Genomic DNA, 22,719 nt, shown 5'->3' on the forward strand with positions numbered 1-22,719 from the left:
ATTTATGATGATATTCTTAGAAAACTTTATTTGACAAATATAGTATTATGATGCAAAATATTACCATAAGTATTTTTTAATGCCAATTTAAAGGTGCGTAAGACAAGTGTTGATAAAAGGACATGGGGAAGTCAGACGGACACAAAGGAATACTTGCATAAAAGAAATATTAGATACATATTGAATACAAAGACTTGAAATGTGAAAGTATTTAACCGTTGTGGTGGTTGCATGGCAACGATATTGTTTTTGAGATAAAATAATGATGAAATAGGAGAAAAAATAAAATGAAAAATTATAAATATTATTACATTGATGGAACAACCAGAGCTAAAAGAGGCAGCAGCCAGTTGGTTTAGCTCTAAATGGGGAATACCAAAGGAAGCTTACTTAGAATGTATGGAAGCTTATCTTAACAAAGATACAGAGTATGGATGGTTTGTACCTTGTTACAGATCATACAGGTTTTTATGAAAGATATTGTTGGAAATTTTTATGTATGGTGCAAGGGGATAATGAGCCAGAAATGACTAGAATGTATGTACATTATTAGTTAAAATGTACTTGGGAGGAACATTGGCAGTGATAGAATGTTATGAGTGATGCTTCATATAAACACTCCCATAAAGTTATAAAACAACATAAACACAATATATAAAACAATTGTATAATTACTTAAATTAGACATAATATAAAAAACTGGAATTTGTTAAATTGGTCAATACACAATTTTAAGGCAAAGGAGAATAAGAATTTATGGAATTTATTAATAGACAAAACATAGTTGAGTTATCAAATCCAGGAGTGTTTTCAAAACAATTGCTAAATCCAGAAAACTCTTCTAGTGAAAGGGTAACAATTACAGAGGTACATCTTGAAGTTGGAGCTTGTCAACCAAGACATACACATAAAGCATCAGAGCAGATATGGTATGCAACGAAAGGAAAGGGAAAATTATTACTTGCAGAAGAAACAGAGAAAGAGTTTATGGCAGGTGATGTTGTTCGTTTTGCTGATAACGATGTACATGGATTGTTAAATGATGGGGATACTGAATTTGTTTATGTATCCGTTACAGCGCCACCAATTAACTTTGGATATGCATATAAGGATAAAAAATAAGATGGTATAAAGTATTGGACATAGTGCCAGTATCTTTTTTTAGTTTAAAAAACACCAAAATAATTAGTTTTTTGCATAAAAAGTATATATTTCGAGGTATAATTTACTTTATGCAATACGTGTGGTAACATTATTATGAGATATATTTAATATTAATGGGGGTATATGGTAATGAATAAGGTATTGGAGAATGTTATAGAGAATATTGATTTAGTTAGAGACTTAAATGACAAGGATGTATTAATAACAGTTTTGGATACAGATAGTATAGTAAGAGGATATTCTATTCCACCAACAATTCCACCAGCTGTTGAAGTTGGTCAAAAATTTTATGATCCTACTGGTGCATTTGATATTGTTATTTCTAAAGGTATAAAAAAACACAATATATTACCTAAAGAAGTTGTGGGAAAGCCTATGGAAGGTAATCTTGTACCAATAAAGGATGGTAATGAGGTTGTTGGATGTATTATTGCTACATATAGTGTTGAGAAAAAAACTGAAATGCAAGAACTTACCTGTCAATTTAAGAATTCAATAAAGGATGTTAATAGCTCAATTCAAGATACAATAAGTGGTATAGGAAATCTTGCAACAATGCTATCAAATATGGTAAATATGACATCAAGGATAGAAAATGATGTTTTGAATGCTTCTAATGTTGTTAACGGTGTAAGTCATAATGCATCTAGTTCAAATATTTTAGCATTAAATGCTTCTATTGAAGCAGCTAGAAGTGGTGAAGCTGGACGTGGTTTTTCTGTTGTTGCTTCTGAAATGAGAAAGTTAGCAAATGAAAGTAGTGAATCAGCAGCTGAAATAAAAACTACATTAAATTCTATAGTAAAACATTTAGATGAAATAATGAATTCTATTAAGAATGCAAATAATGAGGCTGAAACGCATGTTGAAAAAATAAGTTCTATTCATGATATACTAGAAAAAACTATTTCTTTGTCAGAACAAATGATAGAAGGATTTGACAATTTGTAGTTTTTAATAAATAAGTTTATTGACAAGATTCAAATATAAATGTAATATATAAAAAATAAAATGACAATTTTATTTTTTATATATTAGGGAGGGATTTAAATGGATTATTTATCACATAATATTTCTGTTAATTTAAAAAGAATTAGAACTTCCAAAGGTATGAGTCTTGATGTAGTTGCAGAACAAACAGGCGTAAGTAAAAGTATGCTTGCTCAAATTGAAAGGGGCAGTGCAAATCCATCCATTGGCGTACTTGGAAAAATTGTAAGTGGTCTTAGAATAGAATTTAATGACTTAATTGAAGCACCACCAATGGATTCTTGCCTGGTAACAGTAGAGGAAACAGTGCCTACAAAGGAAGTTGTAGGGCAATATAGGGTATGGACATGTTTTCCTTATGAAGATAATAGAACAGTGGAAATTTATAGAATTGATATAGAACCAGGTGGCATATATGTAAGTGGCGGTCATGGAGAAAAGACTCGTGAATATATATCAGTACTTGATGGAGAAGTAACAATTGAATCTCAGGGTGCTATAAATATTGTTACAAAGAAAGATGTTTTTAGATTTGAATCAGACCAAATGCATAGGTATATAAATAATACTAAGTCTTTAGTAAGCTTTATGAGTTTTTTTGTAGCTTATAATTAATATTTTTTTACAAAGGATGTCTAAAATAATGTACAAAAATTTATTCGTAATATATAGATAGATAGAAATAAAACCCTCTAAAATGGCTAAAATACTAATATATAAGTAAAAATAATAAAAGTACAAAATATTGTTGACATGCAATAAAATGCGTGATAATATATATTTGTACAATATAAGAGACATAAAGAGCAAAGGTGCTTACAAATTGTAAGTTACTTTGCTCTTTTTTATTTATTAGATTTTTTGGCCAAAATCTTTATTTTAGGAGGAGATTATTATGAAATTAAAAGATTTAGGATTAACAGCACAGGATATAAAGGATAAAGTAAATAAATATATGATTGAAACATATGAAAGATATGATTTTCTTGCAGAAACTGCAAAAGATATGTATATGTATGATGAAAAAGGAACTCCTTATTTAGATTTTTATGCAGGTATTGCAGTAAACAGCACAGGTAACTGTAATGAAAAGGTAGTTGCAGCAATTATAGATCAGTGTCAAGATATTATGCAAACATTTAATTACCCATACACAATTCCACAAGCATTACTTGCGGAAAAGGTATGTACTACAATTGGTATGGATAAAATATTCTTCCAAAACTCAGGAACAGAAGCAAATGAAGCTATGATTAAAATGGCTCGTAAATATGGAGTAGAAAAATATGGACCACATAAATATAATATAGTAACAGCTGCTAAATCATTCCATGGTAGAACATTTGGTGCTATGAGTGCTACTGGCCAACCTGACAATGCTTGTCAAATAGGCTTTGGTGATATGACTCCAGGATTTACTTATGCAGAATATAATAATCTCCAAGCTTTTAAGGATGCATGTACAGAAAACACTATTGGTATAATGATTGAACCTGTACAAGGTGAAGGTGGAGTAAATCCTGCAACACCAGAATTTATGAAGGGTCTTCGTGAATTTTGTGATGAAAAAGGAATATTACTTTTACTAGATGAAGTACAAACAGGATGGTGTAGAACTGGTAAGGTTATGTCTTATATGAATTATGGAATAAAACCAGATATAGTATCTATGGCAAAGGCTCTTGGAGGAGGAATGCCAATTGGAGCAATTTGTGCTAGAGAAGATGTTTCAAAAGCATTTACAATGGGATCACATGGTACAACATTTGGAGGACATCCTGTATGTTGTGCAGCTGCTCTTGCAGAAGTAAATGAATTATTAGATAGAGATTGTGCTGGCAATGCTAAAAAAATGGGAGATTATTTTAGTGAAAAATTAGCAACCTTACCACATGTAAAAGAAGTAAGACATCAAGGATTATTAGTAGGTGTTGAATTTGATGGTAGTATTAATGCTGTAGATGTTAAACATGAATGTTTACATCGTAAAATGCTTATAACAGCTATTGGAAATGATATTATAAGAATGATACCACCATTAATAGTAACAAAAGAACAATGTGATAAAGGATTTGAAATAATTAAGGAATCTGTAGAGGCATTAATAAAATAATACAGAGAGGAGCGATATTTATGAAGCATTTCGTAATAACAATTGGCTGTGAATATGGTAGTGGTGGCCCTGAAATAGGAAAAATAATTGCTGATTCTCTTAATATAAAATATTATGATAGAGATCTAGTTGATGGAGTTGTAGAAAAGCTTGGTGTAAATAGGGAATTGGTTGAAAAGGCGGATACTGGGGATAATGTAAAATATAGCTTTGAGACAAAGCTTGGTCCAAGGTATGCTAATCTTACTAACAGAGTTATATATACTCAATTTGAGGTAATTCAAAAATTCGCAAAAAAATCATCATGTGTAATTATTGGTAGATGCAGTGATTATATATTAAAGGATAGAAAGGACTGCTTAAATATATTTATATATGCTCCAAAGGATTTTAGAATACAAAATATTATGGAGAAAAATAATGTATCAAAAAAAGAAGCAGCTGAATTGGTAAAATATAATGATGAAATGCTTCATTCACGTTATAAATATGTAACAGGTACCTATCGTGGTGATAGAAAAAATCGTCATATGCTAATAGATAGCAGTGTACTTGGAATTTATAAAACTGCAGAATACATAATGCAATTAATAGATTTGAGATTCGAAGAAGAATAATTTTTATATAGATATTTAACAAAGGTGTTAAGAAACAAAGATTTAGTTTGTTTTTTGCACCTTTTTCTTTTTTAATTTAACTCTGCTAGATATTTGTTACTACGATAGGAAGGTGAAAAAAATGGATAAGAAAAAATCAGAATTTGAAAAAGTATTTAGTGCATGGGATATACTTGTAATTGCTTTTGGAGCAATGATTGGATGGGGATGGGTTGTATCCTCAGGTGATTGGATAGAAAAAGGTGGAGTAATTGGAGCTGTTGTTGGATTTGCAATTGGTGGCATAATGATATTTTTTGTTGGGTTAACTTATGCTGAACTTACATCTGCAATGCCACAGTGTGGAGGGGAACATGTATTTAGCTATAAGGCTATGGGACCTATTGGATCATATATATGTACATGGGCAATAATACTTGGATATGTTGGAGTTGTATGCTTTGAAGCTTGTGCTTTACCAACTATTATTACATATATTTGCCCTGGATTTTTAAAAGGATATTTGTATTCTGTTGCAGGATTTGATATTTATGCAACATGGCTTGCAGTTGCTATTATAATGGCAATTATTATTACATATATTAATATACGTGGGGCAAAAACAGCAGCAATACTTCAAACTATTTTAACTGCTATTATAGGTGGTGTTGGTATATTATTAATTGTATCATCAGCAATTACAGGTGATGTATCAAATTTGCAGGATCAGCTGTTTGTAGGGGAGTCTTCAGGAAGTATGTTTAAAAATATACTTAGCGTAGCTGTTATGTCACCATTTTTCTTTATTGGTTTTGATGTTATTCCACAGGCAGCTGAGGAAATTAATGTACCTCTTAAAAAGATAGGAAAAATGATGATTCTTTCTATTATTTTAGCTGTTTCATTTTATGCATTAATAATTATAGCTGTAGGATATGGAATGAATCATGCTGACATTGTAGCATCTCAAGCAGCTTCAGGACTTGTTACAGCAGATGCTATGGCTAAGGCGTTTAATAGTACTATTATGGCAAAGGTACTTATTGTTGGCGGTATGTGTGGTATAGTTACAAGCTGGAATTCATTTTTAATAGGTGGTAGTCGTGCCATGTATTCTATGGCTGAATCTTATATGATTCCTAGATGCTTTGTTAAATTACACAAGAAATATAAGACACCAACTAATGCATTATATTTAATAGGTGGTTTATCAATTTTAGCACCTCTTTGTGGTCGTAAAATGCTTGTTTGGGTTATGGATGCTGGAAATTTTGGTTGTTGCCTTGCATATTGTATGGTTGCAATATCATTTATGATTTTAAGAAAGAAAGATCCAGATTTAAAAAGACCATATAAAGTTAAAAATTATAAATTAATAGGTGCTATTGCAATTATTATGTCAGGATTTATGGTTGCAATGTATATTATTCCAAAATCAGGAGGTTCTCTTGTATGGCAGGAATGGGTTATTGTAGGTAGTTGGTCTATACTTGGAATAGTTTTTGGTATTGCATGTAAATTAAAATATAAAGAAAAATTTGCTTCACATATTGATGTTGAAATAGATGAGGATTCTTCAGCTAAAGATGAAATTGATATGGCATTAGAAGCTCTTGAAGTAGCCAAGGAAGAAGTAAAAGAAGAAGCTGTACAGCCATTAGAATTTTCTTATTTCCTTCCAATAAATATTCAATTTGGATCAGGCAAAGTCAATAAGGTAGGAGAACTTACAAAACCTTATGGTAAGAAGGCTATTATTGTTACAGGAAGAAGCAGTGCCAAGAAATCTGGTTTATATGATAAAGTAAACAATAGTTTAAAGGCAGCAGGAATTGATACAGTTCTTTTTGACAAGGTAAAACAAAACCCATTAACAACAACAGCAGAAGAAGGTGCATTATTTGCAAAGGAAAATAATTGTGATGTTGTTGTTGCAATTGGTGGTGGCAGCATAATGGATTGTGCTAAAGCTATTGCATTTTTAAGTGTTAACAATGGCAATATAAATGATTATATATTTAATAAATCAACAAGTGATAAAGCTTTACCACTAGTTCTTATTCCAACAACTTGTGGTACTGGTTCTGAAGGAAATGGCTTTGCTGTACTTACAAATCCAGAAACTGGCGATAAGAAATCACTACGTACAAATGCTATTGTAGCTAAGGTATCAATTGTAGATCCTGAATGTATGATGACAATGCCAAAGAAGGTTTTGGCTTCTGTTGGATTTGATGCATTATGTCATAGCATAGAAGCATATACTTCAAAAATTGCACAACCATTTACAGATGCTTTAAGTTTATATGCAATATCACTTATTGCTGATAATTTAGTAGATGTATATGAAGGTAAAGCTAGCAAAGAAGCATGGGAAAAGATAACACTAGCAAGTACAATTGGTGGTATGGTAATTAATACTGCAGGAGTTACTTTAGCTCATGGCATGGAACATCCTGCAAGTGGCTTAAGGGATATTGTTCATGGACAAGGCTTGGCTGCATTAACACCAGCAGTTATAGAAGCATCTTGTAAAGGAGAGCATTTTAAATTTGCAAAGATTGCAAGAATATTTGGAGGAGTTACAGCAGAAGATTGTGCTCCTAAAATTAGAACACTACTTAAAAAACTTGATTTAGAATGTAAATTATCTGATTTTGGATTTACGGAAGAAGATATTCCTTGGATGGCAAAGAATTGCCTTAAGGTATCTGCAGCTAGCATTAAAAATAATCCGGTAGTATTTACAGAAGAGGAAATTGCAGAAATTTATAGAAAAGCAATGTAGCAAAAATATAATGAAAATTGTTTCAGGGTGATGTAAAAGTTAAACTTTTGACATCACCTTATTTTTGATATAATAAATTAAAATTATAATTAAAGAAAAGCTTGAAATATAATAATACTAAAAAATTAAGCATTATGTAACAATGTACATGGTGTTTTTTTATTGAATAAAATATTAATAAACATTTAAAAAGTTTAGTAAACATTAATAGTTTGTTAATTGAATGTAGTCGAATTGTAGACTATAATGACGAATAGAACAAAAAATATAATAATATCGAGGTGTTTTTATGAAGGGTAGAGGAATTTTAGCTGTTTTATTAGCTAGTATTTTTATGGTTTCAATGGTTGGATGCTCTAATAGTAAGGGAACTAGTGAACAATCTAATACAAATGGAGCAGTATCTTTAAAGGTGTGGGGAGCTGAAGAAGACAGTGAACTATTATCTGAAATAGTAGAAAATTTCAAAAATGAATATAAAGATAAAGCTGATTTTGATATTGTTATAGAACCTGTGAGTGAAGCATCATGTAAAGAGCAAATTTTTTCTGATGTTAATAATGCAGCAGATGTATTTACGTTTGCTGATGATCAAATGTCTGTATTAAGTGCTTCTGGGGTATTAGAACCTGCAATAGATGCAGACAATATTAAAGAAAATAATATAGAAGGTGCAGTTGATGCAGTATCTATAAATGATAAATTATATGCATATCCAATGACTGCTGATAATGGATATTTCTTGTATTATAATAAGCAATTTTTATCTTCTGAAGATGCAAAATCTTTAGATAAAATTTTAAGTGTTGCAGCACAAAATAATAAGAAATTTTCTATGGATTGGAATGGATGGTACCTTTATTCATTTTTTGGAAATACCGGTCTTAAGATGGGCTTAAATGATGATGGAGTAACAAATTATTGTAATTGGAATACGAATGAAGGTGAAGTATCAGGATTAGAGGTGGCAAAATATATTAATAATATGGCAATTAGTTCTAGTTTTATTAATACTGATGATGATGGATTAGTTTCTGGAATGAAAGATGGAAGCATAATAGCAGGTGTAAGTGGTGTGTGGCTTGAATCAAGGGTAAAAGAAGCTTTAGGTGATGATTATGGAGCAACTAAGCTACCAACATATAATTGTGGCGGCAAAGAAGTTCAAATGGCTTCCTTTTCAGGATATAAGCTTATTGGTGTAAATTCTTATTCAAAAAATAAAGATTGGGCTAATAAATTAGCAGAATGGATTACAAATGAGGATAATCAATTGTTACGTTTTGAAGAAAGAGGTCAAGGACCTTCTAATATTAATGTGGCAAATTCAGATGAGGTTAGTAGATCTTTAGCTATTCAAGCACTTTTAAGTCAGTCACAATTTGCATCTTTACAAAGAGTTGGTGTTAATTACTGGGATGCAATAGTTAACTTTCAAAAAGCAGTAAGTACAGGAAGTTTATCAGATAATGAATTACAAAAATTAGTAGATAATTTGACAAAAGGTATAACAGCATCAATAATAAAACAGTAGGAGGGATATTATGGAGAATTTTGAAAAGCTTAAAGGAAAAATAGGTAGTAGTATTAAAGTTGCAATTATGTTTCCTATTATTGTTTTAGGAATAGTAGCAATTTTGTCTAATGTATTAGCATTTGTAAATATTCAAAATGTTAATAGAAATGCCACAAATATTTCGGAAAATTATATGAGTAGCATATCTAAGCTTGGGGATATTAAGCAAAAAGCTCAAAATATTCATAAACTTGCTTTGTCACATATTATAGCTACAGATCATAATACTATGATTTCTGTGGCAGAATCTATAAAAGAACAAGACAAACAAATAAATGAAGATTTTAGCGAATATAAAAAGTATATTTCTGCTGATGATGAGGAAAAACTTAATGAACTTATGAATTCATATGAAAAATTTCATTATGCTCTTGCAAATTTATTAGCATATAGTGCAAATAATGATACAGAAGAAGCTTATGCATGTGCAAATAATGATTTAGCTACATATGGTAATGAAATACAAGCAATTATTGGAGGATTAGAAGATTCAACTAATGCAGATACAGATAAAGCAAAACAAAGCTTAAATACTGTACATAGTGTTGCAGTAATTATAAACATTATATGTATATTTATTGCAGTTATAGCATTAATATATGCTTTTATTACAGTTATAAAACGTATTGTAAAACCAGTTACTACTGCAGAAAAAGAATTATCTTCTATAATACAGGATTTGCAGGATGAAAAAGGAGATCTTACTAAGAGGGTATCTGTTACATCTAAAGATGAGGTTGGAAGTTTAGCTAATGGAATTAATATATTTATTTCTAAGCTTCAAGAGATATTAAAGGTTATTGTAAATAATTCAGACAACATGGATAAGATAGTAAATGAAGTTATGAAAAATGTAAATAAACTTAATGGTGGTACATCTGATCTTTCTGCATTATCAGAAGAATTATCTGCAACTATGCAACAGGTATCAGAAAATGCTTCACTAATAAATTCAAATACTGAACAAGTAAAAAGTGAAGTTGATAGTATATCAAAACGTTCTGGTGAAATAAATGATTATTCAGTAGTTATGAAGAAAAATGCAGATAATATAGAGCATAAAGCAAGAGTTAATATGCAAACTATAAATGAAAAATTAGAAGGAATTCTTGATGTGTTAAATAAATCTATTGAAGATAGTAAAAGTGTACAACAAATAGATAGCCTTACAGAAAATATATTAGATATATCAAGTCAGACAAATCTTTTAGCACTTAATGCTTCAATTGAAGCTGCAAGAGCAGGAGAAGCAGGAAGAGGCTTTGCAGTAGTTGCAGATGAAATTAGTAATCTTGCTGAATCAAGTAAAAAAGCTGCAAATAATATACAAGAAATAAATGAAGTAGTGACAGTAGCTGTGTCTAATTTATCAAAGCATGCAAGTGATTTAGTAAAATATATGAATGATATTATATTGCCTGATTTCGAATCATTTGTTGAAGCTGGTGGTAAATATAAAGAAGATTCATCATATATTCATGGTGTAATGGATGAGTTTACATTAAAAACTAAGGAATTAAAAAAATCTACATCTGAAATAGCTGAATCAATTAAATTAATAGCAATGGCAATATCTGAAGGGGCTGATGGAGTAAATGGTATGGCAGAAAACACTCAAAAATTTGCTATGGATGTAGAGGATATAACAGATCAAATGAATACTAATCAACAAATAGTAAGTGAATTAAAAGAGGAGACAGAAATATTTGATAAATTATAAATAAGTAAAGGTGAGAAATTAAAATATCTCCAGCTGTAATATTATGCTGGAGATATTTTTATGATAAATTTTTGAAAAGGTGATAGAATATTATAGTATGATTAATAGAAAATACGTAAAAGGAGGTTTATGGTGGAACTTTTAGGAAATTTAGATGGCAATATATTGTTATGGATTCAAGAGTTTGTTAGAAATCCAATATGCACACCTTTTTTTAAATTTATAACTCACTTAGGAGATGCTGGAGTGCTTTGGATTGCAATATGTATATTGTTACTTATTTCTAGAAATACTAGAAAAATGGGTATTTTGTGCATAGTTGCAATTTTGGCAACTTTTATTGTAAATAATTTAATTTTAAAAAATCTTGTTGCAAGAATAAGACCTTATGAAGTTGTTAATGGACTTAATATTTTGATTGCAAGGCCAAAGGATTTATCATTTCCATCTGGACATGCTGCCATATCTTTTGCGGTAGCAGCAACAATTTATCAATGCTTACCAAAAAATAAAAAAACATATGGAATTGCATTGTTAGCATTATCATCTTTAATAGCATTATCAAGGCTTTATGTTGGAGTTCATTATCCAACAGATGTTATAACAGGGATATTAACAGGAACATTAATATCAATTTTTGTTGTGAAAATTGGTAAAAAGTATAGTGTACTTGATAATATAAAATTTTTAAATTAATTTTTTGCTTGGAGGGAATAATTTTGGACAAAAGAGAAAATTTTGAATCTAGACTGGGATTCATACTTGTTTCTGCTGGATGTGCCATAGGTCTTGGAAACGTGTGGAAATTTCCTTATATTTGCGGTGAATATGGAGGAGCAGCATTTATACTAATATACTTAGTATTTCTTGCAATACTGGGGCTTCCTATTATAATATGTGAATTTGCAATTGGAAGAGGAAGTAATAAGAGTATAGTAAAGGCTTTTGATATTCTTCAAAGTGAAGATGGAAAGTGGCACAGATTTAAATGGTTTGCTGTAGCAGGAAATTATCTTCTTATGATGTTTTATACTATGGTATCAGGATGGATGCTTTATTATTCATATAAAGCCTTAAGAGGTAGTTTAAGTGGCTTAGATCCAGATGGAGTAGCATCAGCATTTAATGGAATGTTATCTGAGCCTTATACAATGATATTTTGGACTGTAATAGCTATTATTATATCATTTCTTATATGTGCTTTAGGTCTTCAAAATGGAGTTGAAAAAATTACAAAAGTTATAATGACACTTTTAATAATATTAATGATTGTACTTGCAGTACATTCGCTTATGCTTTCAGGAGCATCAGAAGGAGTTAAATTTTATCTTGTGCCTGATTTTAATAGGCTTAAAGAAGCTGGCATTGGAAATGCGGTGTTTGCAGCTATGACTCATGCATTTTTCACATTAGGTGTTGGTGTAGGGTCTATGGAGATATTTGGAAGCTATTTAAAAAAATCAGAAAGGTTAACTGGAGAAGCTATAAATATAGTAATTCTTGATACTGTTGTGGCATTAATTGCAGGGTTAATTATTATTCCAGCATGTTTTGCATATAATGTTAAACCTGATGCAGGACCATCATTATTGTTTATAACTTTACCTAATGTTTTTAATAACATGTCTGGTGGTAATATATGGGGTGCATGCTTTTTTATTTTCATGTCTTTTGCTGCTCTCTCAACTGTTATTGCAGTATTTGAAAATATAATTGCTATGACAATGGAACTTGGCAATTTTAGTCGTAAAAAATCAGTAGCAATTAATATTGTTGCACTTATTATATTATCATTACCTGCAATACTTGGATATAATGTTTTATCAGACATAGCACCACTTGGAGCAGGAAGTACACTTATGGATTTAGAGGATTTTCTTGTTTCTTATAATATTCTTCCACTTGGAAGCTTAATATTTGTGCTATTTTGTGTAAGGAAAAATGGATGGGGTTTTGATAATTTTATAAAAGAAGCTAATGAAGGTAAAGGAATTTCATTTCCTACATCTGCAAGAAAATATATGAATTATGTGCTTCCAGCAATAATTGTAGTTGTATATTTAAAGGGATATTATGATAAGTTTAAGGATTCTAGCACTGTTACATTAGTAATTTGGATGATAATTTCTGTAATATTATTAATATTAACTTTTAGTTTTATGTTACCTAAAAAGAAAACTAAATAATAAAAAAGTTGCCTTAAAATGATCATATTTAATCATTTTAAGGCAATATTTTTATTGTCTATAGTAAGTAAGAAATTCACTAAGCTTTTGTGTAGCATCTTCTAAAACATCTATACGAGGTAAATAAACAACACGGAAATGATCAGGCTTTTCCCAGTTAAATCCTCCACCATGAATAATAAGGATTTTCTTTTCTTTTAATAAATCTAGTGCAAATTTTTCATCATCTAATATGTTGAATTTCTTTGTATCTATTTTAGGAAAAATATAAAAGGCAGCTTTAGGTTTAACAGCACTTATTCCAGGTATATCATTAAGAGCCTTGTATATAAATTCACGTTGTTCATATATTCTTCCTCCAGGGATAATATAATTATTTACACTTTGATGTCCGCCTAATGCAGTTTGAACTATAGATTGAGCTGGTACATTTGAGCAAAGTCTCATATTAGATAACATATTTATTCCTTCAATATAATCCTTTGCTAAATTTTTGTTTCCGCTAAGTATCATCCAACCAATTCTAAAACCAGCAATCATATGAGATTTTGACAATCCACTAAATGTTACACAGAATAAATCTGGTGCTAAGGATGCTATAGAAACATGTTCTTCCTCATCCATAACAAGGCGATCATATATTTCATCTGAGAAAATAATAAGTTGATTTTCTCTTGCAATATTTACAATTTCCTGTAAAACTTCTTTTGGATATAATGCGCCAGTAGGGTTGTTTGGATTAATAATAACAATTGCTTTTGTTTTATCAGTTATTTTCTTTTTTATATCATTCATATCTGGATACCATTCAGCTTGTTCATCACAAATATAGTGAACTGCTTTTCCTCCTGCTAGTGTTACGCAAGCAGTCCAAAGAGGATAATCTGGAGCTGGAACTAATACTTCATCACTATTATCAAGTAATGCAGACATACTAAGATTGATAAGTTCACTAACTCCATTTCCTGTATAAATATCATCTATAGAAACATTAGGAATATTTTTAAGTTGAGCATATTGCATAATTGCTTTTCTAGCTGAAAAAAGACCTTTAGAATCAGAATATCCTTCACACTCTGTTAATTGACTTTGCATATCATGTACAACCTCATCTGGAGTACGAAAGCCAAAAGGCGCAGGATTCCCAATGTTCAATTTTAGTACATGCGTACCGCTTTTTTCCATTCTTGCAGCTTCATCTACAACAGGACCTCTTACATCATATAAAACATTATCTAATTTTGATGATTTATTAAATTTACGCATATTTAAACTCCCTTCAACCATAGCATTTTCCTTTGCGCTTGAAATATCACATATATAAGACTTTGAATTTTTACCATATAGCCATTGTTCACTAACATTTAATGTATTTGCTAAAAAGCTTCCAATGTTTTCTCTAGGAATAGCTTTGCCACTTACATATTGACTAATTTGGCTTTTACCAAGCTTTACTCCCTGTTTATTTGCTGCTTTTAGTAAATCAACTTGTTTCATTCCTTTTTTGTTCATAGCTTCTTTAAGTCTATTTGAAAATACTGAATCAGCCATAAGGAAAACCTCCTATTTAGTAATTATTTTAACTTCAATTTTAAAAAAGTTCATTTTTAATAATATAAGAATAACACTTCATAAGAAAAAGTTCAATATAATCATAATGCAATTTTAAAAATATAACAAAAGTTCATTTTAGTAAAAATAAAAAATGAACTTCTGAAAATAAATCAAAAACAATCAAAAAAACGAAAGAAAATGATTATTTATGCTTGACTTTGAAAGAAAAAAGATATATTATAATGACAAGGAGGTGATGTAAATGTTATCAAAAGAAAGGTTCAATAAAATTTTAAATATTTTAAATGTAAAGAAAGCAGTTACTGTAGTTGAACTTGTAGAAGCTTTAAATACATCAGAGTCAACCATTAGAAGAGATTTGAAAACTCTCGATGAAATGGGAAAATTAAATAGAGTATTTGGTGGCGCTACAGCACTAGAATTAGACAATGAATTAATAGTTGAAGAGAAGGATGTAAAATCAAAATATCAATTAAATAAAAAAGAAAAGATTAAAATTGCTTCATATGGGGCAAAGCTAATAAAGGATAAAGATTTTGTTTATATTGATGCAGGTACATCTACTGAATATATGATAAATTACATAACAGAAAAGGGAGCAATCTTTGTAACTAATGGAATAGAACATGCTAAAAAACTTTCTGCTAGAGGGTTTAAAGTTTTTATTTTAGGAGGTGAACTTAAATCATCTACTGAAGCATTAGTTGGAACTGAGGCAGTTATGAATTTAAATAAGTTTAATTTTACAAAAGGCTTTTTTGGAACTAATGGAATTAGTGAAAAAGCAGGATTTACAACACCAGATGTTAATGAATCAATTGTAAAAGAAGCTGCAATAGGTAAATGCAGAAATGTTTATATACTTGCAGATAAAAGCAAGTTTGGAAAAGTATTTTCTGTAACATTTGCATCATTAAATGCAGGAACTATTATTACAACAAAACTTAGTAATTCTAAATTAAAAAACAATTTAAATGTAGTGGAGGTGGAAAAAGATGATTTATACAGTAACATTTAATCCATCATTAGACTATGTGATGGATATAGAAAACTTTAAACAAGGATCTGTTAATAGATCAGAAAAAGAACAGATTTTTGTTGGAGGTAAAGGAATTAATGTTTCCATGGTACTTAAAAACTTAGGAAATGATAGTAATGCTCTTGGGTTTATAGCAGGTTTTACAGGAAAACAAATAGAAGATCAATTAAAAGAAATAGGTTGCCAAAGTGATTTTATAAAGTTAGACAAAGGACTTTCAAGGATAAATGTAAAGCTTAGAGGAACTATTGAAAGTGAAATTAATGGTGCAGGACCTGAAATTTCAAATGAAGACATAGAAAAACTTTATAAAAAAATTAATGAAATTAAAGAAGGAGATATACTCGTGCTTGCTGGAAGTATTCCAAGTTCACTTCCAAGTAATATATATGAAAATATTTTAGAAATGCTTCAAGAAAAAAATATAAAAGTAGTAGTTGATGCAACTAAAGATCTTTTATTAAATGTACTTAAATATAATCCATTTTTAATAAAACCAAATAATCATGAATTAGCTGAAATGTTTAAAGTAGAAATAAATACAAATGAAGATATTATTAAATATGCTAAAAAGCTTCAAGATTTGGGTGCTAGAAATGTATTAATTTCAATGGCTGGTGATGGAGCTATATTAGTTGGTGAAAATGGTCAAATAATTCAAAGTAAGGCACCTAAAGGAATTGTTAAAAACTCAGTAGGAGCTGGGGACTCAATGGTAGCTGGATTTATACATGGATATATTGAAAATAGTCAAGAATTGACAAAAGCATTTAAAATGGCTGTAGCTACAGGAAGTGCTAGTGCATTTTCAGATAAGCTTGCAACTAAAGAGGAAGCTTATAATTTATACAAAACATTATAATAATAAGGGGATTTTATAAAAAAACTAAAGGTAAAGAGGAGTGATTTTTATGCGTATTATTGATTTATTAAAAAAAGATTCAATTGCACTTAACGTAAAGGTTTCCAATAAACAGGAAGCAGTAGACACATTAGTAGACTTAATGGATAAGTCTGGTAATCTAAAAAATAAGGAAATATACAAAAAAGCAGTCCTTGATAGAGAGGAATTAAGCTCAACTGGAATTGGTGATGGAATTGCAATACCACATGGAAAAACTGAAGCTGTTACTAGAGCTGGACTTAGTTCAATGGTAGTTAAAGATGGTGTTGATTATGATTCATTAGATGGTGAACCTGCTAAGTTATTTTTTATGATAGCAGCACCAAAGGAAGCTGATAATCTTCATTTAGAGGTTCTTGCAAGACTTTCTACTATGTTAATGGATGGAGATTTTAAAGAACAACTTATTAATGCAAAATCAGTTGATGAATATTTAAAACTAATTAATGATAAGGAAAAAGAAAAATTTCAAGAGGAAGAAAATAAAGAAAAACCACAGGAAGGTTATAGAATTTTAGCTGTAACAGCTTGCCCAACAGGAATTGCACATACATATATGGCTCAAGAAAGTTTAGAAAAAAAGGCTAAGGAAATGGGCATTACAATAAAGGTTGAAACAAATGGCTCTGGTGGAGCTAAAAATGTTTTAACAAAGCAGGAAATTAAAGAGGCAGAATGTATTATTGTAGCAGCAGATAAGCAAGTTGAAATGGATAGATTTGATGGAAAAAAGGTTATTCAAACTAAAGTTTCAAATGGTATAAACAAAGCAGAGGAATTAATTACAAAAGCCATAAATGGTGATGCACATGTTTATCATTCTGGAAATAATTCGAAGGAAGCAGATAATGAAGATGAGGAAAAAGAAGGAATAGGAAGAACTATTTATAAACACCTAATGAATGGTGTATCACATATGTTACCATTTGTAATTGGTGGAGGAATATTAATAGCATTAGCATTTCTTTTAGATGACTATTCAATTGATCCATCAAATTTTGGAATGAATACTCCAGTTGCAGCATTCTTTAAAACAACTGGTGGTACAGCCTTTGGATTTATGTTGCCTATACTTGCTGGATTTATTGCAATGAGTATAGCAGATAGACCAGCTCTTGCAGTAGGATTTGTAGGTGGTGCAATTGCAAGTAGTGGTGGCTCAGGCTTTTTAGGAGCACTTATTGCAGGTTTTGCAGCAGGATATTTAGTTCTTGGATTAAAGAAATTATTTGATAAATTACCAAATGCTTTAGATGGTTTAAAACCAGTGCTTTTATATCCATTCTTTGGAATACTTTTAATTGGTTTATGCATGACTTATATTATAAATCCACCAGTTGCAGCTATAAATGATTGGATGACTAATGGACTAAATGCTATGAGTGGTACTAGTAAAATACTTCTTGGAATAATACTTGGTGGTATGATGTCAGTTGATATGGGTGGCCCTGTAAATAAAGCAGCATATGTTTTTGGTACAGCTTCCATTGCTTCAGGAAATTATGACATAATGGCAGCAGTAATGGCTGGTGGTATGGTTCCACCACTTGCAATAGCACTTTGCACAACTTTCTTCAAAAATAGATTTACAGAAAGTGAAAGAAAATCAGGTATTACTAACTATGTAATGGGATTATCATTTATAACAGAAGGTGCAATTCCATTTGCATCATCAGATCCTATAAGAGTTATTCCAGCATGTGTTGCAGGTTCAGCAGTTGCAGGAGCATTATCAATGGCATTTGATTGTACACTTAGAGCTCCTCATGGAGGTATATTTGTAGTAGCAGTTGTTGGTAATCCATTATACTATTTATTATCAATAGCATTAGGTTCAATAGTTGGTATGTTTATCCTTGCATTGCTTAAAAAACCAATAAAATCAGCAAAATAATAACATTTTTAATTAAATATAAAAAAATAAAGCAAATAGTACTTGACTATAAAAGACAAATTAATTAACTTATTTATATAGCATTAATACCACAAATATAGTGGTATTAATGCTAATATTCGAGTATAAATATATTAACATTTTCGAGGAGGAATAGGATTATGAACAAAAAGGGTATAGCGGCTTCAAGAGGATATGCTATAGGAAAAGTGTTTTTAAAAGAGAATGAAGAGATTATTATTACAGACAGCACAGTAGAAGATGTTGAAAGTGAAAAGAAATTACTTGAAGATTCATTAGCTGCTTCAAAAAGTCAGCTTGAAAAAGTTAAAGAAAAAGCAATGAAGGAAATGGGCCAAGAAAAAGCAGCAGTTTTTGAAGCTCATATAACATTATTAGATGATCCTGAATTTACTGGAGCAATGGCTCTTGAAATAGAAAATAACAAAGTGAATGCTCTTAAGGCAGTAGAAAATGTTACAAACACATTTGTCGCTATATTTGATTCAATGGAAGATGCATATATGAAGGAAAGAGCTGCAGATATAAAAGATGTATCTAAAAGAATTATTTTAAACCTTGCAGGTAAGGGTGGAGATGAAATGGAAATTTCTGATAGCAACACTGTAGTAGTTGCTCATGATTTAACACCATCAGATACAGCTGGACTTGACAGAAGTAAGGTTATAGGTTTTATAACTGATATAGGAGGAAGAACATCACATGCAGCAATAATGGCAAGAACACTTGAAATTCCTGCAGTACTTGGTCTTTCAGATATAACATCATCAGTAAAAAATGGTGATACTGTTATAGTAGATGGAATAACAGGAGATGTTTTCATAAATCCTTCAGAGGATATAATAAAAGAATATAAGCAAAAAGAAGAAAACTTTAATAAAGAAAAAGAAGAATTAAAGAAGCTTATAGAAGTTAAAACTACTACAAAATCTGGCAAGAGAATAGAAGTATGTGGTAATATAGGAAAACCAGAAGATGTAGATGGAGTAATAGCAAATGGTGGAGATGGAGTAGGTTTATTCAGAACAGAATTCTTATATATGGATAGAGAAAATGCTCCAACAGAAGAGGAACAATTTGAAAGTTATAAGCATGTGCTAGAAAAAATGAATGGCAAGCAAGTTGTAATAAGAACTTTAGACATTGGAGGAGATAAAAAGCTTCCATATATGCCATTACCAGAAGAAATGAATCCATTTTTAGGATATAGAGCAATAAGATTATGTTTAGATAAGAAGGATTTATTTAAAGTACAGCTTAGAGCATTACTTAGAGCATCAGTATATGGTAACCTTTGTGTAATGTTTCCAATGATATCAGGACTTCAAGAATTCTTAGATGCAAAGAAAGTAGTAGAAGAATGTAAAGAAGAACTTAAATCAGAAGGAATTAAGTATTCAGAAGAAATAAAATGGGGTATAATGGTAGAGATACCTGCTGCTGCAGTAATGGCTGATGAACTTGCAAAGCATGTTGATTTCTTCTCAATAGGAACAAATGATTTAATTCAATATACACTTGCTGCAGATAGAATGAGTGAAAAGGTATCATATCTTTATAATCCAATGCATCCAGCAGTTTTAAGACTTATAAAAATGACAATAGATGGAGCGCATAAGCATGGCAAATGGGTAGGAATGTGTGGAGAAATGGCAGGAGATGAAGCTGCAATTCCAACATTAGTAGAATATGGCTTAGATGAATTTTCAATGAGTGCTACATCAATACTTAATGCTAAGAAGGTTATAATAGAACAAGAATAATAAGTTAAGGACTGCTTTTTAGCAGTCCTTATTTAAAAACAGGAGAAAATATGGAAGTGAATGGGGATTTTTTTGGTACAGAAAGAATAAGTAAAATTTTATTTAAAATTGCACACCTGTTATGTTTGCTCAATCTGTAGGTTATGCATTAAAAAGTTCAATGCTTACAATTATACGTACAGTAGTTCTTTTTGTTCCGTTAGGTTATATTTTTTCTAAACTAGGACTTAACTATTTTTGGCTTACATTTCCAACAACAGAAGTTATAACATCTTTAGTAGGTATTATTTTTTATAGGCAATTTATTAAGAAAGAGGTAAAAGTTGACGCTGTTAAAGTGGAGTAATATAATCAAATTATGTTTGTGAAATGTCATTAATTTTAATTTAATGACAATGAAAGGAAATGGTGATTATGAAAAAAGTAATTTTAACAGGTGATCGTCCAACAGGAAAACTTCATGTAGGACATTATGTTGGTTCACTTAAAGAACGTGTCAAATTGCAAAATTCAAATATATATGATGAAATTTATATTATGATTGCTGATACACAGGCACTTACTGATAATGCAGAGAATCCAGAAAAAGTAAGAAAAAATATAATTCAAGTTGCACTTGATTATTTGGCTTGTGGAATTGATCCTAATAAATCAACTATATTTATTCAATCAATGATTCCAGAACTTACAGAATTAACAGTTTATTATATGAATCTTGTAACTGTTTCAAGAGTTCAAAGAAACCCTACAGTAAAAGCTGAAATTAAACAAAAGAATTTTGAAGCAAGTATTCCAGTTGGATTTTTCTGTTATCCTATAAGTCAGGCAGCAGATATTACAGCTTTTAAGGCAACAACTGTACCCGTTGGAGAAGATCAAATGCCAATGATTGAACAATGTAAAGAAATAGTTCATAAGTTTAATTCAGTATATGGTGAAACATTAACAGAACCTAGTATTATTTTGCCAGATAATGCTGCTTGCTTAAGATTACCAGGAATAGATGGTAAAGCTAAAATGAGTAAGTCTATTGGAAATTGTATATATCTTTCTGATGAGCCTGAAGAAATAAAGAAAAAGATTATGTCAATGTTTACTGATCCAAATCATATAAGAGTTCAAGATCCAGGCAATGTTGAAAATAATCCTGTTTTTACTTACCTTGATGCTTTTTGTCGTGACGAACATTTTCAAGAATTTTTACCAGAGTATAATAATTTAGCTGAATTAAAGGAACACTATACAAAAGGTGGTCTTGGTGATATTAAGGTAAAGAAATTTTTAAATAGCATAATACAAGAAGAACTTGCGCCTATAAGACAAAGACGTAATGAATGGGAAAAGCGCATTCCAGAAGTGTATGAAATTTTAAGAGCAGGTAGTGAAATTGCAAAGAAAAAAGCTGAAGAAACATTAACAGATGTACGTCGTGCTATGAAAATTAATTATTTCGAAGAAATGAATTTTAAATAGAAAATATAATATATAGGTAGATTTGCTTTTACGCAAATCTATCTATATTTTTTATATTGTTAAAAAATTCATTACTAAGAATCATTGTTCCTACATAAGAAACAGTGCCTGTCATAAAAACATTCATATCTTTTTCAATTTGAATTTTAAGACTGCCTCCAGGCATATGAACTGTAATGTCATTATCTACAAGACCTAGTTTATAAACTGCACCTGCAGCTGCGCAGCTACTACTTCCTGAAGCAAGAGTATAACCTGCACCCCTTTCAAATATTTCAATGCTTATATTATTTCTATCTATTACTTTTACTATTTGAGTATTTATTCTATTTGGAAAATATTTTGCTGTTTCAGAGAATCTTCCTATTTCGCATACTTTTTCTTTTGATATTTCTTTCATTGGAATAACACAATGAGGATTTCCAATAGAAACACATGTGCATTTATATGATTTATCTCCAAAAATTAGGGGTATATTTACAGTTTTTTGTGGTGTATTTATGGTTCCTACATCATTACTATCAAATGATAATTTCCCCATAGAAACAGTCATTAATGTTCCTTTATTATTTAAATATTTTACTTTTACTAAACCACCTAATGTATTTAAGTTAAATTCATTCTCTTTAACATAACCTGCATCTTTTAAATATTTTGCAAATATTCTAACACCATTGCCACTTTTTTCTGCTATACTTCCATCAGGATTAACTATTTTAACAGATATTTTATTATTTTTTATTATAGGGCCAATTAAAATTCCATCAGAACCTAAACCAAAATTTCTGTTGCATATTAATTTTATTGCATCTGTATTTAGTTTTTTACTATTTTTGTTACAATCATAAACAAGGTAATCATTTCCTAACCCATTATATTTTTCAAATCTTAAATTCATATTATACCTCCAAAACTTA

General features: G+C 30.2%; 19 protein-coding genes and 1 pseudogene. 18 read left to right on the forward strand and 2 right to left on the reverse strand.

Annotated elements, in window-relative coordinates; all coding sequences use genetic code 11:
* The first annotated feature begins 430 nt into the window (after nt 1-430).
* The 12 genes and pseudogenes from ACTNAO_RS04820 to ACTNAO_RS04875 all read left to right on the forward strand — a co-directional run bounded on the left by ACTNAO_RS04820 (nt 431) and on the right by ACTNAO_RS04875 (nt 13,133).
* Nucleotides 431-553, forward strand: a complete 123-nt coding sequence (locus tag ACTNAO_RS04820) for a hypothetical protein (protein WP_441046079.1) — start codon at nt 431-433, stop codon at nt 551-553.
* 203 nt (nt 554-756) lie between these two features.
* Nucleotides 757-1,122 (forward strand): cupin domain-containing protein, encoded by a 366-nt coding sequence (locus ACTNAO_RS04825; protein ID WP_441026822.1) that lies wholly within the window; start codon nt 757-759, stop codon nt 1,120-1,122.
* A 171-nt stretch (nt 1,123-1,293) separates the two neighbouring features.
* Nucleotides 1,294-2,115, forward strand: coding sequence for a methyl-accepting chemotaxis protein (locus ACTNAO_RS04830; RefSeq protein ID WP_441026824.1), 822 nt, complete (start codon nt 1,294-1,296; stop codon nt 2,113-2,115).
* A gap of 99 nt (nt 2,116-2,214) precedes the next feature.
* On the forward strand, nt 2,215-2,769 hold the full coding sequence (locus ACTNAO_RS04835) for a helix-turn-helix domain-containing protein (RefSeq protein WP_441026826.1): 555 nt from the start codon (nt 2,215-2,217) through the stop codon (nt 2,767-2,769).
* Nucleotides 2,770-3,049: 280 nt separating this feature from the next.
* A complete protein-coding gene (locus ACTNAO_RS04840) occupies nt 3,050-4,267 on the forward strand; it encodes an aspartate aminotransferase family protein (RefSeq protein ID WP_441026827.1) in 1,218 nt (405 codons plus the stop codon).
* 20 nt (nt 4,268-4,287) lie between these two features.
* On the forward strand, nt 4,288-4,884 hold the full coding sequence (locus ACTNAO_RS04845; RefSeq protein WP_441026829.1) for an AAA family ATPase: 597 nt from the start codon (nt 4,288-4,290) through the stop codon (nt 4,882-4,884).
* Nucleotides 4,885-5,005: 121 nt separating this feature from the next.
* Nucleotides 5,006-6,427 (forward strand): annotated as a pseudogene (locus tag ACTNAO_RS04850) (APC family permease); the annotation flags it as partial.
* 33 nt (nt 6,428-6,460) lie between these two features.
* Nucleotides 6,461-7,651, forward strand: coding sequence for an iron-containing alcohol dehydrogenase (locus ACTNAO_RS04855; RefSeq protein WP_441026944.1), 1,191 nt, complete (start codon nt 6,461-6,463; stop codon nt 7,649-7,651).
* A gap of 289 nt (nt 7,652-7,940) precedes the next feature.
* Nucleotides 7,941-9,185 (forward strand): extracellular solute-binding protein, encoded by a 1,245-nt coding sequence (locus tag ACTNAO_RS04860; RefSeq protein ID WP_441026831.1) that lies wholly within the window; start codon nt 7,941-7,943, stop codon nt 9,183-9,185.
* A gap of 10 nt (nt 9,186-9,195) precedes the next feature.
* Nucleotides 9,196-10,947: a methyl-accepting chemotaxis protein gene (locus ACTNAO_RS04865; RefSeq protein WP_441026833.1), complete on the forward strand. Its 1,752-nt coding sequence runs from the start codon at nt 9,196-9,198 to the stop codon at nt 10,945-10,947.
* A gap of 129 nt (nt 10,948-11,076) precedes the next feature.
* Complete coding sequence (locus ACTNAO_RS04870) at nt 11,077-11,643, forward strand: phosphatase PAP2 family protein (protein ID WP_441026834.1); 567 nt, start codon at nt 11,077-11,079, stop codon at nt 11,641-11,643.
* A gap of 23 nt (nt 11,644-11,666) precedes the next feature.
* Nucleotides 11,667-13,133, forward strand: a complete 1,467-nt coding sequence (locus ACTNAO_RS04875) for a sodium-dependent transporter (RefSeq protein ID WP_441026836.1) — start codon at nt 11,667-11,669, stop codon at nt 13,131-13,133.
* 51 nt (nt 13,134-13,184) lie between these two features.
* Here the strand turns inward: ACTNAO_RS04875 and ACTNAO_RS04880 are convergent, their stop codons facing one another.
* Nucleotides 13,185-14,684, reverse strand: coding sequence for an aminotransferase class I/II-fold pyridoxal phosphate-dependent enzyme (locus ACTNAO_RS04880; RefSeq protein WP_441026837.1), 1,500 nt, complete (start codon nt 14,682-14,684; stop codon nt 13,185-13,187).
* Nucleotides 14,685-14,949: 265 nt separating this feature from the next.
* Here ACTNAO_RS04880 and ACTNAO_RS04885 point away from each other — a divergent pair, with 265 nt between their 5' ends.
* The 6 genes from ACTNAO_RS04885 to trpS all read left to right on the forward strand — a co-directional run bounded on the left by ACTNAO_RS04885 (nt 14,950) and on the right by trpS (nt 21,802).
* On the forward strand, nt 14,950-15,726 hold the full coding sequence (locus ACTNAO_RS04885) for a DeoR/GlpR family DNA-binding transcription regulator (protein WP_441026839.1): 777 nt from the start codon (nt 14,950-14,952) through the stop codon (nt 15,724-15,726).
* On the forward strand, nt 15,704-16,609 hold the full coding sequence (gene pfkB / locus ACTNAO_RS04890) for a 1-phosphofructokinase (RefSeq protein WP_441026841.1): 906 nt from the start codon (nt 15,704-15,706) through the stop codon (nt 16,607-16,609). The genes ACTNAO_RS04885 and pfkB overlap by 23 nt, the downstream gene beginning before the upstream one ends.
* Before the next feature lie 49 nt (nt 16,610-16,658).
* On the forward strand, nt 16,659-18,545 hold the full coding sequence (locus tag ACTNAO_RS04895; RefSeq protein WP_441026842.1) for a PTS fructose transporter subunit IIABC: 1,887 nt from the start codon (nt 16,659-16,661) through the stop codon (nt 18,543-18,545).
* Between the two features lie 161 nt (nt 18,546-18,706).
* Entirely contained in the window at nt 18,707-20,329 is a 1,623-nt protein-coding gene (gene ptsP / locus ACTNAO_RS04900; RefSeq protein ID WP_441026843.1) for a phosphoenolpyruvate--protein phosphotransferase, read from the forward strand.
* A gap of 121 nt (nt 20,330-20,450) precedes the next feature.
* Nucleotides 20,451-20,675, forward strand: coding sequence for a hypothetical protein (locus ACTNAO_RS04905; protein WP_441026845.1), 225 nt, complete (start codon nt 20,451-20,453; stop codon nt 20,673-20,675).
* Nucleotides 20,676-20,743: 68 nt separating this feature from the next.
* On the forward strand, nt 20,744-21,802 hold the full coding sequence (gene trpS, locus ACTNAO_RS04910) for a tryptophan--tRNA ligase (RefSeq protein ID WP_441026847.1): 1,059 nt from the start codon (nt 20,744-20,746) through the stop codon (nt 21,800-21,802).
* Nucleotides 21,803-21,830: 28 nt separating this feature from the next.
* Here trpS and dapF read toward each other — a convergent pair whose 3' ends face one another.
* A complete protein-coding gene (dapF, locus tag ACTNAO_RS04915; protein ID WP_441026849.1) occupies nt 21,831-22,700 on the reverse strand; it encodes a diaminopimelate epimerase in 870 nt (289 codons plus the stop codon).
* Nucleotides 22,701-22,719 lie beyond the last annotated feature (19 nt).

This window comes from Clostridium sp. HCP1S3_C6 (assembly GCF_052066735.1).
Classification (GTDB): domain Bacteria; phylum Bacillota; class Clostridia; order Clostridiales; family Clostridiaceae; genus Clostridium.

Excerpts from the sequence above, each read along its gene's own strand:
- ACTNAO_RS04820 (WP_441046079.1), top strand. The coding sequence starts at position 431 with ATGGATGGTTTGTACCTTGTTACAGATCATACAGGTTTTTATGAAAGA.
- ACTNAO_RS04885 (WP_441026839.1), top strand. The coding sequence starts at position 14,950 with ATGTTATCAAAAGAAAGGTTCAATAAAATTTTAAATATTTTAAATGTA.
- ACTNAO_RS04905 (WP_441026845.1), top strand. The coding sequence starts at position 20,451 with ATGTTTGCTCAATCTGTAGGTTATGCATTAAAAAGTTCAATGCTTACA.
- ACTNAO_RS04830 (WP_441026824.1), top strand. The coding sequence starts at position 1,294 with ATGAATAAGGTATTGGAGAATGTTATAGAGAATATTGATTTAGTTAGA.
- ACTNAO_RS04855 (WP_441026944.1), top strand. The coding sequence starts at position 6,461 with ATGGCATTAGAAGCTCTTGAAGTAGCCAAGGAAGAAGTAAAAGAAGAA.
- pfkB (WP_441026841.1), top strand. The coding sequence starts at position 15,704 with ATGATTTATACAGTAACATTTAATCCATCATTAGACTATGTGATGGAT.
- dapF (WP_441026849.1), bottom strand. The coding sequence starts at position 22,700 with ATGAATTTAAGATTTGAAAAATATAATGGGTTAGGAAATGATTACCTT.
- trpS (WP_441026847.1), top strand. The coding sequence starts at position 20,744 with ATGAAAAAAGTAATTTTAACAGGTGATCGTCCAACAGGAAAACTTCAT.
- ACTNAO_RS04870 (WP_441026834.1), top strand. The coding sequence starts at position 11,077 with ATGGTGGAACTTTTAGGAAATTTAGATGGCAATATATTGTTATGGATT.
- ACTNAO_RS04895 (WP_441026842.1), top strand. The coding sequence starts at position 16,659 with ATGCGTATTATTGATTTATTAAAAAAAGATTCAATTGCACTTAACGTA.
- ACTNAO_RS04845 (WP_441026829.1), top strand. The coding sequence starts at position 4,288 with ATGAAGCATTTCGTAATAACAATTGGCTGTGAATATGGTAGTGGTGGC.
- ACTNAO_RS04835 (WP_441026826.1), top strand. The coding sequence starts at position 2,215 with ATGGATTATTTATCACATAATATTTCTGTTAATTTAAAAAGAATTAGA.
- ACTNAO_RS04825 (WP_441026822.1), top strand. The coding sequence starts at position 757 with ATGGAATTTATTAATAGACAAAACATAGTTGAGTTATCAAATCCAGGA.
- ACTNAO_RS04865 (WP_441026833.1), top strand. The coding sequence starts at position 9,196 with ATGGAGAATTTTGAAAAGCTTAAAGGAAAAATAGGTAGTAGTATTAAA.
- ACTNAO_RS04880 (WP_441026837.1), bottom strand. The coding sequence starts at position 14,684 with ATGGCTGATTCAGTATTTTCAAATAGACTTAAAGAAGCTATGAACAAA.
- ptsP (WP_441026843.1), top strand. The coding sequence starts at position 18,707 with ATGAACAAAAAGGGTATAGCGGCTTCAAGAGGATATGCTATAGGAAAA.
- ACTNAO_RS04840 (WP_441026827.1), top strand. The coding sequence starts at position 3,050 with ATGAAATTAAAAGATTTAGGATTAACAGCACAGGATATAAAGGATAAA.
- ACTNAO_RS04860 (WP_441026831.1), top strand. The coding sequence starts at position 7,941 with ATGAAGGGTAGAGGAATTTTAGCTGTTTTATTAGCTAGTATTTTTATG.